Below are 15,250 nucleotides of genomic sequence, written 5' to 3'. Positions count from 1 at the left end.
TTAAAAAAATAATAAATAGTTATTTATGCACCGGCTTGCGGGATAAATACGGTGGGTAATTGCTCTTTTTACCTGACAAATAAACAAACGGACTGCACGATATTCACGTACAATCCGTTTCATTTGTTTTGCTGTTATATACTAAAGTGTTTGATATACAGGTTCTCGGTTCAGATCATTGATCAGTGACTGGAATGACTGTTTCATCGCCAGCATATCCGTGCTGCTTTCTTCGTAGGAGCCGGCGCAAGTTGAGTAATAGATTTTACATTTTGGCTCTGTTCCAGAAGGTCGAATACAAATCCATGAGTCATCTTGAAACACAAATTTAATAACATCCGACTTGGGCAATTCGAGCCGTTCTGTCCGCCCGGTAGCCATAAATAGCTTGTCGCCAGTTAAATAGTCTTCTTTGATAAGAACTTTCTTATGGCCGATTTCCATAATAGGTGTCTGACGTATAAGCGAAATTAAGTCAGACATTTTTTGCAGCCCGATTTTTCCCGGAAATTCTATCGTATCAAGTTCTTCCAGAAAGAAACCGAACTCCTCATAAATTTGCTCCAGCTTTTGTGTCAGTGTCAAATCGTTTTGCTTACAGGCCAATGACAGTTCAGCCATTAACAACGCTGCTTGAATTGCATCCTTATCCCGCACAAAGGGTTTTATTAAATAACCATTGCTTTCTTCGTAGCCGAACAAAAAAATTTTCGATCCCTCTTTTTCCGCTACTTTGATTTGTTCTCCAATATATTTAAATCCTGTTAACGTTTCTCTGACTTCGAGTTGATATTTTTCTGCCAGCTTTTTCCCAAGGTCGGATGTCACAATTGTTTTCGCAATAAAATAATCAGACAAATCTTTCCTTTGACGAACAGCTTCTTCTATCAAATAACTCAGCAGCAATACACCGACTTGGTTGCCATTCAAATAAACAGGGACCTTGTTTTCCATCAGCACGACTCCCAGCCTGTCTGAATCAGGGTCGGTGCCCAAAATCAGTTCAGCTCCGTCACTTACGGCTGTTTCAACTGATAAATCGAACGCAGTCCGCACTTCAGGATTCGGAAATGTTGTTGTCGAAAAACCGGGGTCGCCATCTGCCTGGCTGGCTAATACCGTCAGATGGGTAAATCCTGCATGTGCAAGCCCTTTTGTTATCAGCGCTTCCCCCGTGCCATGCAATGGCGTATAAAGGATTGACAGCTGGCTTCCTGCTTGTTTCGCCAGTTCTTTATTTTGACTAACCTCTGCTAAACACTTTAAATACAATGCATCTGCTTGCTCATCGAGCAAATCAACATCTCCGGCTAGTATGTAAGAAATCAGGGAATCTGCTTTAATGGTTAATTCATCATCGATTGCCGACAACAGCTTGGATAATTCTCCCGCCATTTCTAATGTGATTTGCCCGCCGTCATTGCCATAAACTTTAAAACCATTATAGTCTCCCGGATTATGGCTTGCTGTAATCATCACCCCGGCAAACGTGTGAAGTTCCCTCACCAGAAAAGCCAGTTCAGGTGTCGGACACATTCTGGCCATTAACGATACATGAACGCCGGCTGACGCTAGAACTCTGGCAGTCCACTCAGCAAATTCTCTTGACTGGTAACGATTGTCATAACCTATGACCACACCTGCCTTCATCGCTTCCACGCCCTGGTCTGCAATAAACTGTGCCAACCCTTTGGCCGTCCGCTTAATCGTATAAATGTTCATCCTGTTTGTACCGACACCTAACTGACCGCGTATGCCGCCTGTTCCGAATGCCAAGTAATCATAAAAACGATCTTCCTTCTCTGACTCTTTTTCGATCAGCAGCAGCTCTTTTTTTAGTCTGGCATCCAAGTCCGGCTGGTGCATCCACTCATTATATTTTTTTACCCAATCCACGTAATCACCTTTCATTCGCCAATTGCTGCAAAATTTCCTTGATGCTCATTTCACAGCCAGCCATTGATGTATCAGCTACCCCATAGTACATGGTGAGTGTATCGCCTTTGACAAGACCGCCGCAGCCGAACACGACATCTCCGAAGAAACCTTGTTTTTCATATGATTCATCCGGTTCCATAATTGGTGTCTTCGTTCTGGCTATCACTTTAGTCGGGTCATTCAAATCCAACAGGACCGCGCCCATACAATATCTGTGGTCTTCTGTGGCACCATGATAAATTTCCAGCCAGCCTTCACTGGTCTTGATTGGAACCAAGCCTCCGCCGATGCGGCCGCTGTCCCAATTGTCTTTGTCTACTCCGATTAAATGAGTGTGATTGCCCCAAGCCTTCAAATCTGGTGAAGACGCAATCCAAATGTCATAGTTGCCGATACTTTTTAAAGAAGGACGATGAAGCGCATAATACTGACCATTGATTTTTTCTGGAAAAATCAGGACATCTTTATTTTCAGGTGCAAAAATATTCCCCATGTCTTCGTACGTTTTAAAATCAACAGTAGAAATCAGCGAATCACACACACCGTAAGGAGAAACAGAACTGAAATTCACATAATAAACATCGTCTATTTTAGTGCAGCGTGCATCTTCAATACCGAACGTCTGATACTCATTATATGGATAAATAAATGCCTGATCATCAATAGTAAAGTGATGCCCGTCGTTGCTCCGGGCAATCCGGATATACGAGAGTGACGTCAAATAGTCAAAACGCTCAAGATTATCCGCCAATCGAATTGTCCGGGGGTCATCAAAATTATATTTCGGGTCATTTTTATCAAAGGTAATGATTTCTAACTGCCCAGTCTCTTTATTAATAACCGGCGCTTTAATCTGCTGTTCATCAGTTGCAATCGGACGCTCCGCCACCCGCAGCAGTAGTAACACTTCGCCATTATATTCCGCAACACCGGCATTGAATGCCCCGATGACTTCAAAACCGTCATGAAGCGGCTTCACATCTTTGGGCGTGATTAGTGGGTTCTCTTTAAAACGATTGATATTCATTTATCTTCTCCTTACTTAAATGGATTTTTTATTGTTAGTTTTTGAGCAGCCGCATCGCTTATCCCTGCATAAAGAACAGCTGTTTCACCAGTCATAACCAGTCCGCCGCTAAAGACGACATCCTTTAAATCGTCCCTTTTAGCCGGACCTGGTAAAAAGTCTCTTCTTTCCGCAATGATTTGAGGGCGAATCATTTTTTTATATGTACTGTCCAACTCGAAAGTCATGGCATAATAATGCCTGTCTCCGTCAGTATCAAACTTAGCAATATGTCCTAACACACACACTCTGCCGTCATCTACATATATCTCGTTGGCGCCGCCCCACTCTTCATCGTTGAACTGGTCTTCAAGCAAAACCGCCGCGTCAATGACAGCCATTGACAAATCACTTAACTTTTCAATGATGTTGACACCAATTTTCCCTCTACCTGCCGCACCGCCTTGCGGTCGGGTCAGGACGATAATCTGCCCGTTCCCCAATTCGGCTAATCGGATATCTTTCATACCGTACGGTCCGGAGAAGATGTGGTCAACGCTAGTAAAATCAGTCAGCAAGTAAAGATTCGTACGCCATTTCGGGTTTTTCCCTTCATCATCAAACTCAGCCTGTACGCCTCCGATTATAAGTTCATTGCCTATCTTTGTAACAAACGGGTCCTGTAAAGGCAATGACAGGGAAGGTGCGACCGGATGCCATTCATCCGTCGAATCACATTGAGAAAAAAATCTTATCTCAGAAATTTCCGACTCCCGCGACTCGACTCTGCCGGCAATCACTTCCTTGCCGGACAAGCGGAAAGGAGCAGTAATGTTATACACATCTTTCTCTCCTACTCCTTTAAATACGATGTTTTCCGCGTGCCCGATTTGCTGTTTTTTTCTATGAGTAGCTAATAATTCATCAATTGCAATCATTAGTTGCGTCCTTTCTGCCCTATCCAAATGCCATTACGTGAAAGTAAGCAGCATGTGCCAGAGTCCTCTAATTTTCCTCTGCCCAACAGCAATTTACTATTAGGCGGTATCATCACTTCACAATCCCGCTGATTATTGAAGTTTAAATAAATAACTAACTGGCCGATTTCATATGAGATCAAACCATCTTGCCAAGTTAAATTTTCTAGCGGCTTTTGATGACTGATATATGTCGCTCTAATAGCCAGCAACCGTTTGTACCAATCAACGATTTCACAACAATCAGCATTTACTTTGCCGTAACCAATCCATTTTGGCGCACTCTCTGCTGCTTCTTCCCACGGCATAAACCCTCTTGATTTATCCCGGTTGACACTATTCGCCTGTGCCAAAGCACTGTCGACACTACTGCCTTTTTCAATTTCAGACAAGTATTTTGTCATCGCTTGGATATCTCTGATTGACTGCACATCTTCCGGAATAAAATCCCCTATTCCTGATTCTTCACCCTGGAATAAAAAAGGAATGCCGCAATTCAATAAAACTAGAACTGCTAACTGCAGATATCTATCCAACTGGCCACTTGCCAAGCGGTTCCACGAGCGCGCCATGTCATGGCTGTTAAAAAACAGTGTCGGTAATGTGCCATCCTGATACAGCTCTTTCATTGCAGCTAACTCGTCAACTATTTTTTTCGCAGAAAACTGCTCCATGCTGCCCAGATTAAAATTGAATGTAGTATCCAGTAAAGACTCCCCGACATACTTGCGGATAACAGACAGTTCATCGGAGCTGACTTCGCCAACAACAAACAACTCGCTGTCTTTTGAATAAAGGTGCTTTTTGATGCTTCTGATGGCAGATAAAATACCTTTCTGATTCACGTCGTACTTATGAATCTGTTCACCCGAATCAGCAACAGGATTATCAGGCATTTCTATGGCAACACTGAGATTGTTGATAACATCTAAGCGTACACCATCAATGCCCAAATCAATCCAGAAGTCCAGCACCCGGAACATTTCGGATCTGACCTCCGGGTTGGTCCAATTTAAGTCTGCCTGTTCTTTGGAAAAGCTGTGATAATAATACTCTTCTGTCTGTTCATCAAACTCCCAGGCACTTCCGCCAAAAAACGATTCCCAATTATTCGGCTCGTTCCGCCAGATGTACCACTCTCTTTTTGGGTTGTGCCGGCTTTTACGCGATGCTTGGAACCACGGATGCTGCGTTGATGTATGATTGAGCACCATATCGACAATGATTTTTATACCGCGTTGATGCGCATATGACACTAGATTCCGCCAATTGTCAAAATTGCCGTAATCAGAATCTATCTGATAGTAGTCGGACACATCATAGCCATTGTCAACCTTTGGAGACTGATAGAAAGGGGTCAGCCAAATCCCGCCGACTCCTAACGACTTTAAGTAATCAATTTTTTTCAGCACCCCTGCTAAATCGCCAATACCATCAGCATTACTGTCAAAAAAAGATGGGAGATATATTTCATAGAAAACTGTTTTTTTCCACCACTTCATAAGACAACTCCTACTTCAATGTAAACTGCATGCCGTCTTGGAACTGTTTCGAGAAAATCAGGAAAAGAATAATCAGCGGCAATGTCAGTAAAACAGAAGCTGCATACATTGGACCCGGATACGTACCATACGGACCGAACATTTGCGAGATAAGGACGTTGAGAGTGACCGTGCTGTCACTCTTCGTGACAATCATATCCCATAACAAATTGGTCCATCTATCCGTGTAAAGGAACAGGAATATAACCGTCGTAATGGATCTTGACATCGGCAGCACGATTTTAAATAAGATGGCTATATCTGTTGCACCATCAAGCTTTGCTGCTTCAATCAACGCATCCGGAATGGCTTTGAAAAAATTCGTATACATAAAGATAGCCCATAAGCTGATTGCCGTCGGTATAATCATCCCGGCATAAGAATCAAGTAAGCCAACCTTGGTAATCATCAAGAATTGTGGAATCAACAAAATAATTGCTGGGAAAAACATTTGAAACAGGATGAAATTATTCACAAATTTTTTCCCTTTAAATTTTATTTTCGCCAGTGCATAGCCAACCATCAGTGCAAATAAAAGCATTAAAAATGTGGCAATTGTCGCTACGATAATCGTATTGATAAATGCTCCAATCCACGGTGCATTAGCTGATGTCGAAGCATCGCCAAACAACCACGTCCATGAACGGAGAGTGAAATCACTTGGAATGATTTTCCTGTCGACTTGGTCCCAAGATGCAAATGAATGCATGACCAAATAAACAAACGGAAAAGTCATTATCAACATCACAATCGTGGTGACAACATACCGCACAACCACTGCTGCTTTATTTTTTTTACGACCAACCATTTTTTTCACCCCATTTTTCTAAAAGTTTTCTAATCACACCAATAGAAGCAAATGTCACAAAAGAGGATATCAAAGCCACAGAGGACGCATAACCGGATTTTAAATTCACAAATGCCTGATTATATATTTCCATCTGCCAAGTATTTGTTGCAAAGTTCGGGCCTCCCCCTGTCAGCTGGTAAACCTCGGTAAATATGCCGAAGCTGACTCCTACAGCTAACACAGTGACTGTGAAAAATGCTGGGTACAACATCGGAAAAGTAATTTTCCAAAAGGTTGTCCATTTGCTGGCGCCGTCTATCGCAGCAGCTTCATATATTTCATGATTGATATTGGCTAAGCCGGATATCAAGATCAACGCATAATAACCTGACATCTTCCACGCAATCATCAAAGACACAATAAAAATAGCTGTATGAGCATTTCCAAGCCAGTCTATGTCCAATTGAAACTGATTACGCAAAAAAGTATTGAATGGACCATTATATGACAACAATCCTTTAACGATGAGTGATGTTACAACCCCACTTGATAAATACGGCAGGAAAAAGGCAACCATATACAAGCCCTTGAATTTCGGCAAGCTGTTCACCAGTAATGCAATAACCATTGACATGATTAGTGCCATCGGAACAAATACCGCTAAAAATTTATACGTCACAACAAATGCAGATTGAACTGCCGGACTTTTGATTGCATTCAAAAAATTTTCAGCGCCGACAAAGTTAATGTTGGGAGAAATCATATTCCAATCAGTTAGCGCTAACCAAAAAGACCACAATAATGGCAATAAGAAAAAGATACCTGTAAAAATAAGATAGGGGCTGGTAAATAGCCAGCCCAATTTGTTATTTTGTTTCATTATTGAAACACTCCTTCAACAGCTTCCTTAGCACTGTCAACCGCTTCAGCGGCTTGTTTTTCACCTCTGATAACAGGGACCCATGCTTTTTCTCCAAATGCTTGTTGAATATCATTATAATTTTCATTGTCCATTGCCGGAACAGCGGCAGGTACGTTTTCGGCAAAGACTTTCATTGCCGGATTTTTCTCGAAATACTCCTTGAATTCATCGCTTTCTGTCGCGTCATCCCGAGCTGGAATGAGACTCGTCACTTCCAACCACTTCATATCATTTTCCACATTACCGTAAACAAACTCGAGGAACTTCATTGCTGCTTGTTGCTCTTCTTCAGTCGCCTGAGCATACATGACGATGCCTTTAGCATCTGCATAAGTTGAAATCTGCTCTTCGCCGCTCAATGCATCAGGAACAACAGGTGCTGTAACAGTATAGTTTTCACCGTACGTCAACTCCGGATACTTTTCCGCCCAGTTTGGAAATGTCCACGGTCCCAAATCTGTCATGATGCTATCGCCATTTTCAAACGGGTCTGTTGCCTCACCGGTACGGAGAGCCTTCAGTTCTGACAATTCTGACATCAATTGGAAAACATCTTTCAACGCAGCTTCATCAGCAACAAATTTATTATCTTCTACAAAAGCACTGCCTTTGCTCGCTGCATTGTACAACGGGAAGAAATCAAACCAGCGCATCCAAGCTGTCGGGTCGCCCAAGTCTTTTTTAGCCCAAAGTACTGTATCGCCTTTGCTTTCGGACAATTTTTTAGCCACTTCAAGCAATTCCGAATAAGTTTTTGGCGCTTCCTCAAATCCCATCTCTTGCAGCTTGTCTAAACGCCAAGCAAACAGAATAGGATTAGAGTAGACCGGCAGTACATATTGGCTGCCATCTGAGAACTGCCAGCTTTCAATCGTTTTAGTCATGTTTCTGTCAGCAACAATTGTTGAAAAAGCATCTTGTTTATCTAGCGGGACGATGGCTTCACTAGCTGCCAATTGCGCAGCAAAACTTCTATTGATATTCTCCGACAATGTCGGCGCCGTATCAGAAGCAATAGCAGACTGAATTGTTGCTTCAGATGATGGACTTTCTTTCATCTGAGATACTTCTACAATGATGTCCTTGTTTTCTTTTTGGAATGATTCAGCCATTTCCTCCCAATATTTCAATTGAGTCGGGTTTGGGGCTGCCCAAAACGTAATTTTTGTTTGGTTTTCCCCGGCTTTATCTTTTGAACCCCCGTCTTTCGATGAACCACATCCTGAGAAAATAAGTAGCGACAATGCAGCTAACGACAAACCACCAAGTATTCTTTTAAGCTTCATTTTTCTTCCTCCTTCGAGTAACCGTTTTCTTAAGACAACCCAATGCTACCATCTGTAATTTCTTTTGTCAAGATTACGTAATCATGATTACAAATAATTACAAAGGTGTGGTATAATGTTTTAGAAAAGTATAAATCTATTTCCTAGGGAGGATCACATGAAACAAGTTTCTATGCAAGATATCGCTGACCATTTAGGAATTTCCAGAAATTCCGTCTCTCAGGCATTAAGGGATAAAGACGGTGTAAGCGAGGAAACAAAAAAAGCTGTTATCAAAACTGCTCATTTATTGGGGTATGAGTATGAAAGCAAGACAAAAGACAAAGGAAAACTGCTGTTGATGGCAACCGAATTTGCTTTTTCACAAACAAGTTTCTTCGGAAAAATAGTTGCCAGCGTCAAAAAACACTGTGAAATAAATAAATTCAGCTTAGATACGTGCACGCTATCCGCTGATATGATTGATAAACTCCTGCTGCCACAAAATTTAAGTGACTATGCTGGCGTGCTTATTATGTCGCACAGCAGCAATGAATACATCAACGCGGTTATCGCAAGCAAGATTCCGACTGTACTGATTGACCATCACGACCCTTCGCTCCTTTCAGATGCAATCTTATCCAAAAACACTGACGGGGCATATCTGGCCGTGTCGCTACTATTGAAAAACAAACATAAAAGAATCGGATTTATAGGCGATACCGCATTTTCTCCTAGTTATCTCGAACGGTACCGAGGGTATAAACGAGCTTTAGAAGACAGCCACATAACTCGCGATAAAAATATCGAAATTACTGAAATCGAAGAAAGTCAAGGCGCGCTTTTCAATAGCTTGAAAAACGTTCAAAGCATGCCCGAAGCTTGGTTCTGTGTGAATTCCGGATTGGCTTTTATGCTAAATTCTTACTTGCAGTCAGAGGGATACATTATTCCTGATGATATCAGCATCATCTGTTTCGATGACACTGAGTTCACAAGAATGGCCCAGCCAACTTTATCAAACGTGGCAACAGATTTATCTTATATGGGAGAATTAGCTGTGTCCACCATGATTGACAGAATCAAATTCCCTAAAAAACCTTTTGTGCACAAACAGATACTGCCAGCATTAAATATTTTAGAGTCCACAAAACTCGTGCCGTAAGACTCTTTTGGTCAGCCACACACCTATATCATTCCTCACGACAAAAAACTTCCAAAAGCCCGCTTCACAAGCTTCTGGAAGTTTTTCTTTTATGAGTGGGGTTTTCTTTTTTTCCATAATCCATACCAGACGATGCCTAAGATCAGCATCCCTAATACAATACCACCGATGACATACAGCCACAGCGGCCAATCCGAGGCGCCAGCCTGGCCGATTGTTGCTTCATTGATTTTCTTGGCTTCTTCGGCTGTAATCGTGAATGCTTCAGTGAATTCCCAGACATTTTCTTTCGCATCTGACACGGTCAAATCCAGCGTGTAATCACCTGCCACCAGTTTGTCACCGCCCCAATCAATAGCAAACCGGTATTGCGAATTCGGGGCAATTTGCATGTGATTGTCAAAAGCTGCCTCTTTTTCCACTTCGCCCGATGCTTTGTTCATCACTTTTGCTTTATATTTCAGCTTGCCATAAGCATCCATTGTCGGATTTTGCAGCACCGCAACGACACTTGTTTTGCCAAAAGCAGCCGCACCTTCCACACCCAAAAGTTTCAGGTCGCGTGGTACCTCTTGATCGGTTTCCGTCAGCTTTAAACCTAACACATAGCCGTAGACATTGCTGATTCTGCCCTTTTCCGCCTTCGTGTCTTTAGGTTGTTTGGTCACTTGAATGCCCGCTAAAATCTGACCGTCAAATTGTTCCGACGGCATCTTGAGGCGGATCGGGACAATTTTGCTGGAGGACGCCTGGACAGTCACTTTATTGTCTGTGGTCGCGATGTCGTTAATAAGATACTTTTGACTGCTGTCTGGCGGTACATCTTTGTCAGCATAATCAATAAATCCCTGATCATTCGTGTATGCTTGATTGATGCTGATCTCAAACTCAGCAGCTTCTGATGATGTATTGTTGATGACAAACTCGATTGTCTGCTCCTGATTCGGTTTCATGCGCAAATCAAAAAATGAATTCTCTTTGTTCACTTGATTTTCAGGAAGTATTGCCTGAATATTGTAACCCACTTGCCCGTCATCATCGGCTGAAGCAGGTACTGCCGACACGATACCTGCCAGCAGACAGACCACAGCCAGAAATAGTTGTTTCAAATAGTTCATACATTTTCTCCGTTCATATCATCAGAAAAGGCTGCGTAACTGACGCAACCTTTTCCTGTGTTGTTCTTGCACGCGATTGTTTATTGGGCAGTCGCTGTGTTGTAAAGCTGATAGCTGATTTTTCCGGTCAATTTGTCGCCGACCTTCAGCACTGTGTTTGTATCTGTAAAATTAATATTGACCTTAGTCACATTCGTTTTAATCAAACCGGTATTTGTTCTGTCCAGCGCACCGGATTTCGCGACAATTCCGTTGGCTCCTGTCCCGACCAACTCGACATCATTAATCTTGAATTGACTAACTTCAAATTGGTCATCGCCTTTCGTTAAACCATTGACGACGCTTGCTTTGACAGACCATTCCCGCTTGCTGAGGTCATTGAAGACATCAATCGTGTCTGTTAAATTGGCTGTCAGCGCATAGCTTTTGTTTTGCAATGTCGATTCAAAACTGTAGCCGGCCGGAACTTTTTCCAATGTCAAATGTTTCTGATTTGGATTGGTCGGGTCGATTGGGTCAATATCATCTTCTATGATGTTGACTTCCGTAGGCGTTTCCCCTGTTTGCTCTACAACCGGCGCCGCTCCGGCCGAGACTGCTGCTCCTAATAAAACCCAGCTTGCCAAACTCACTGCAAATAATTTTGTCGTTTTCATAAGTTTTTCCCCCCATTTTGTTGTTTTTAGATAGTCGATTATTCTGCCGGTGGCACAATGTTAAGTGTCACGACTTGCGTGATATCATATGTACCGGCAGGTGTGTTTTCTTTAATCGCCAGCTGGATGTTTTCTTTCGGCACACCGTACTCATAATTGGTCGCTTTTGCCGAGACAGTGTCAACCAGATGTTTGTCTTCATTCAGCTGCAAAGAGATGGCCTTCGGTTGGTATTGGGTGCGCGGTAATGACGTGCCGTCAGCAGTCAGCCGGCCTTCGCCAATAAATAATTGTGTCCGTCCCGCAAGCGCCTTTTCTTTTGAATTATCAGCTACCACCAGACTATATTTCAGCTGCCAAGGCACGTCTTTCCCGTGCCGTTCGTCTTTGACCTGAACCTTCAATCCGCTGGCAGCAGTCACTTTCTGGCTCTTGCTGGACACATTGTACGTCCCGAAGCTGGGTGCAGTCACTTCGCCCAGAGTAATCGGGCTGGCCACGATACGGACCGAGATATCGCTAGTCCGCTGGTTGTTTCTGACTGTTTCCGCCCGTACTCTTTGAGAAGTAAATATCCCAACAAAGATAACCGGCAGTATCAAATATCTCAAACGATTCGTTATCATCCGGCTCACCTCCTGCCTTTCTGTTTGTTATAAATCATTGCACAACAAATGCCCGTCAGCACGGTTCCTATAAATGACAGGAACAATGCTCTCTGTTCATTTGTCTTTGGCAATATCTTTTTCGGTGACACTTTCTTTGTAGGTTTCACCTTTTTTTTCTCAATGGTTTTATCTTCTTTCAAAGTAAATGTTATTTTCTGTCTGTCAACATCCACCGTTTTAGGTTCAGCTGCTGAAAACATGTGATTGGTAAATAGAATCATTAAAACGGCAATGACCAGAATGACTCCCTTCTTTCTCATTACAGTCTCCCTCACTTTCTAATCCGCTGTCGGTGTGTCTTTCAGCAGCCAAATAACTGTCACTTGCCCGCTGTAATCGCCAATAGGCAAGTAATTGTTACTATTCAACAACACGCCGGACGCATTGTCCCATTTGCCGCTGTAGCGGTAGTGCTGCGGCTCAGTGTCTTTTCCAGTCATGACGACTTGTGCAGCTGCGAGTGATACCGGATTAGTATCAGCACCTTTTTTCCAAACCAGCTCAAACGGCACCTCTCTGTCCCCTTCGGAAACAGCTTGGGCTGTCAGCTGCCAGTTTTTCTGCTCAGCGGCCATGTCGCGGCTGTCCAGTACTGTAAGCTCAACCCCGTTGCCTTCGTCGCGTTTGAGAATCCCGCGGCTGTCTCGCACGTTGCGCTTGGTCCATTTCAGTACCTCGGGAGACCGCTCAAAGACCAGTTTGCCGCTGACATTGACAGTCAATGTCAACGCATCCTGTTTGTCGCTGATTTTTCCATCAGCACCTACCAGATAGACCTCGACTGTAAAGACATTGGCACCGTAGGCAATCTCGTTTTCCGGAATCGTTGCAGATAAGTCAGTGAAGACTTTATTCTCTGCCGTGACAGTGCGGTCGATTGTTGTCAGCAGTTTGTCGCCTTTCTTGATTTGGAACTGCAGTTTATCGCCGACATCTTCGTCACGCCAGTAAAATTGACGCGTCAGCCCTTGACCGGCAGCTTCGGATTTGTCGATATTCAGCGTCAGCTCCTTCGTCCTGTCATCTTTTGACCAAGACAGTTCTGTCGGCCGGTTGATGGCAACGGTGAAGCTCACTGTCCGATTGACCTCGATACCAGCGGCATCTTTCGCGAATATTTTCAGCGTGTACTTGCCGGCTTCACGAATGTGCGCCGGGTTCACAGCCATCGGGAATGTCACTGCTCCCCCTGCTTCGGTGATTTTCCCGTCCACTGCCCCCAAGTTTTGATTAATCAGCTGTCCGCCCGGTCCCGTCAGCTCATATCTGAGCGCCACGTTGTCGCTGTTGGATGCTTTCAGATTGACATTGAATTTCAGCTGGTCCGTTCCTGCGGCAACGTTAGTCACATCAATGCCGGGAAACGGCAACACATTGACCATCTCAAGGTAGTCTGACGTTTGTGCCCGCAACGGTACTGGACTCAAGCTCTGTCTATTATCCGCCGCCCCGTAAAACATCGTCTTGACTTTACGGTGAACCTCTCCTCTAGCATTGGCATTAGAGGAAATGTAAGTCGGCTGGTGCTGGGTGGCTTCCGCCAAATTAGCTGTCCCGACAGTCTGCTTGGTGAACAAGTTGACGATACGGTAGTATTCAGGTCGTTTGGTTGAATTATCATGCGGATATGTTTCACCTAATGGAAACTGCAGCAGTCTCGAGGCATAGTTTTCGCCCTTCAGAACACGCCCGACACCGGTGACTTCCTGACTGCCGTCTATTTGCGTATCGTCCCCTTTGCCGAAATGATCACTGTTGGCCTTATCCTGATTCCAAGGAGAAATATAACGGTTCCACGTCGGCGTGACCGCCTCTGAGGCTTCACGGACAACCGTGCCCCTGACGCCGAAAAATTCGTGGCGAAGGTTGATACGGCCATCAGCACTCGGCGGCAGTTTCCCTTTTGACACAACTTTCCCTACGGATTTATCCTCAACCGCACCATTTGCGCCAAGTTGGTTTGCGTCAAAAGTCAACGTGAATCCGACTTCAGTACTGCTGGCTGTATTTAGCAATTCAGCCAGGATATTTAAAAAGTTATCAATAAAGGCACTGATATACTCTAAAAATCCTGAAACTTTACTGTCAAAGTCAACAACAAGCGTTTTATTGTTTTCTATTTTGATTTGGTCTTCCCGCAGAGGTACAGTTCTGCCGGCAAATATCACACTCGACTCGCCCATGATTATCGCCTGCCTCATGGATTCAGCCGTGAGATTGGGATTATTAGGCGGCAAGTAGACTTTGTAAGTCATTTTCAAAACAGGGCGGACGATATTCTCAAATCGTGCTATATCCCTGCCCTTCACAACATCTTTTACTTTTAATTGTAAAATGCCGCCTTTCCACGGGTCCTGTACTTCTGCTTTCCGCCATGTGTAATTTTCGGTATCCGTCACCAGACCAGGCAACGATAAATCCGCCGGCAAATAGTTTAATTCCTGCGAGACGAGTCTGTTGGCCAGTGAGTCAGCCTGCTTGGGTGCCGACGAAGTTTCAGACTCTGCCGTCGGCTTTGGTTCCGTCTGACTGCTTTTTTCTTTCGTCGGCTGAGTCGTCGACTCTTCTGAGCGTTTTTCAGTTTGACGCGTTTCCGTTTTTGTCTCTGACGATGGATTGGTCAGCGACGTTTCCGGTAAAACAGTCTCTGCTGTCGCCGTTTCTGAAGATGCGCTGACTGCACTAGACGACTCAACTGCCGCCGGTTCTGCACGCACAAAATAGTTTCCCATTAGTTGAGGAAAAAACAGCCATGTAATTAATAAAAACTTCAGCCCTCTTTTTCCGCTTCCCATTCTTGTTTCCCCCCTTAGACATAACATTCCAACAACTGCTTAAGCTTTTGCATCTTGTCGACATATCTTTGGCAAAACGAAGTATTTTTGAAAGAATATTTAGCTTGAGATACCCTCCTCTCTCCATCCACACCGTTAACTTTTAGTTATAAAAAAATTAACTGTATATAAACACGCAGTAAACGAACGGAAGTCTTCGCCGCGCTCCGGGATTTGTGCCGTAAACCTCGCAGCACAAATTAGGAACGCGCCTTTTTTATTTGTCTCTGCGTCTTGCCATCAGCTTATATCACGTTTAGCGTGTTTGTCTATTGATAGACTTCCAAAAAATAAGTTTCCGTCAAGCCAGCATCATCCCGTCATACAAGGAGACCGTTCAAAGTACTGGTGTATGTTAACTTCGTGATTT

At 43.8% G+C, this 15,250-nt stretch carries 13 protein-coding genes; 1 reads left to right on the top strand and 12 read right to left on the bottom strand.

What is annotated here, in order from left to right:
• Positions 1-141 precede the first annotated feature (141 nt).
• Genes CBF27_RS01575 through CBF27_RS01545 form a run of 7 tightly spaced genes read right to left on the bottom strand, consistent with a single transcriptional unit; the run spans position 142 to position 8,460 of the window.
• Complete coding sequence (locus CBF27_RS01575; RefSeq protein WP_245985894.1) at positions 142-1,911, bottom strand: phospho-sugar mutase; 1,770 nt, start codon at positions 1,909-1,911, stop codon at positions 142-144.
• Positions 1,901-2,965, bottom strand: coding sequence for a BtaManbiosPhlase (locus tag CBF27_RS01570; protein ID WP_126811694.1), 1,065 nt, complete (start codon positions 2,963-2,965; stop codon positions 1,901-1,903). Before CBF27_RS01570 ends, CBF27_RS01575 begins: the two co-directional genes overlap by 11 nt.
• 11 nt (positions 2,966-2,976) lie before the next feature.
• Positions 2,977-3,882: a DUF1861 family protein gene (locus tag CBF27_RS01565; RefSeq protein ID WP_126811692.1), complete on the bottom strand. Its 906-nt coding sequence runs from the start codon at positions 3,880-3,882 to the stop codon at positions 2,977-2,979.
• Positions 3,882-5,423 (bottom strand): alpha-amylase family glycosyl hydrolase, encoded by a 1,542-nt coding sequence (locus tag CBF27_RS01560; protein WP_126811690.1) that lies wholly within the window; start codon positions 5,421-5,423, stop codon positions 3,882-3,884. Before CBF27_RS01560 ends, CBF27_RS01565 begins: the two co-directional genes overlap by 1 nt.
• A 10-nt stretch (positions 5,424-5,433) precedes the next feature.
• Complete coding sequence (locus CBF27_RS01555; RefSeq protein ID WP_126811687.1) at positions 5,434-6,270, bottom strand: carbohydrate ABC transporter permease; 837 nt, start codon at positions 6,268-6,270, stop codon at positions 5,434-5,436.
• Positions 6,257-7,132 (bottom strand): carbohydrate ABC transporter permease, encoded by an 876-nt coding sequence (locus CBF27_RS01550; protein WP_126811685.1) that lies wholly within the window; start codon positions 7,130-7,132, stop codon positions 6,257-6,259. The genes CBF27_RS01555 and CBF27_RS01550 overlap by 14 nt, the downstream gene beginning before the upstream one ends.
• On the bottom strand, positions 7,132-8,460 hold the full coding sequence (locus CBF27_RS01545; protein WP_126811683.1) for an extracellular solute-binding protein: 1,329 nt from the start codon (positions 8,458-8,460) through the stop codon (positions 7,132-7,134). Before CBF27_RS01545 ends, CBF27_RS01550 begins: the two co-directional genes overlap by 1 nt.
• 157 nt (positions 8,461-8,617) lie before the next feature.
• Between CBF27_RS01545 and CBF27_RS01540 the strand changes: the two genes are divergently transcribed.
• Entirely contained in the window at positions 8,618-9,604 is a 987-nt protein-coding gene (locus CBF27_RS01540) for a LacI family DNA-binding transcriptional regulator (RefSeq protein ID WP_126811681.1), read from the top strand.
• 89 nt (positions 9,605-9,693) lie between these two features.
• On the opposite strand, the gene CBF27_RS01535 is transcribed toward CBF27_RS01540, so the two are convergent.
• The 5 genes from CBF27_RS01535 to CBF27_RS01515 form a co-directional block, all read right to left on the bottom strand.
• On the bottom strand, positions 9,694-10,722 hold the full coding sequence (locus CBF27_RS01535) for a WxLIP family cell surface protein (protein ID WP_126811679.1): 1,029 nt from the start codon (positions 10,720-10,722) through the stop codon (positions 9,694-9,696).
• Between the two features lie 80 nt (positions 10,723-10,802).
• Positions 10,803-11,378: a hypothetical protein gene (locus CBF27_RS01530; protein ID WP_126811677.1), complete on the bottom strand. Its 576-nt coding sequence runs from the start codon at positions 11,376-11,378 to the stop codon at positions 10,803-10,805.
• A gap of 38 nt (positions 11,379-11,416) precedes the next feature.
• A complete protein-coding gene (locus CBF27_RS01525) occupies positions 11,417-12,004 on the bottom strand; it encodes a hypothetical protein (protein WP_126811675.1) in 588 nt (195 codons plus the stop codon).
• Between the two features lie 5 nt (positions 12,005-12,009).
• Positions 12,010-12,306 (bottom strand): EF2685/EF0750 family sortase-dependent surface protein, encoded by a 297-nt coding sequence (locus CBF27_RS01520; protein ID WP_126811674.1) that lies wholly within the window; start codon positions 12,304-12,306, stop codon positions 12,010-12,012.
• Between the two features lie 18 nt (positions 12,307-12,324).
• Positions 12,325-14,841, bottom strand: coding sequence for a hypothetical protein (locus tag CBF27_RS01515; protein WP_126811672.1), 2,517 nt, complete (start codon positions 14,839-14,841; stop codon positions 12,325-12,327).
• Between the last annotated feature and the right edge of the window lie 409 nt (positions 14,842-15,250).

The organism is Vagococcus acidifermentans (assembly GCF_003987655.1).
Lineage (GTDB): Bacteria > Bacillota > Bacilli > Lactobacillales > Vagococcaceae > Vagococcus_B > Vagococcus_B acidifermentans.
Note: the sequence above shows the minus strand (reverse complement) of the source record. Positions and strands in the feature narration are given on the sequence as shown.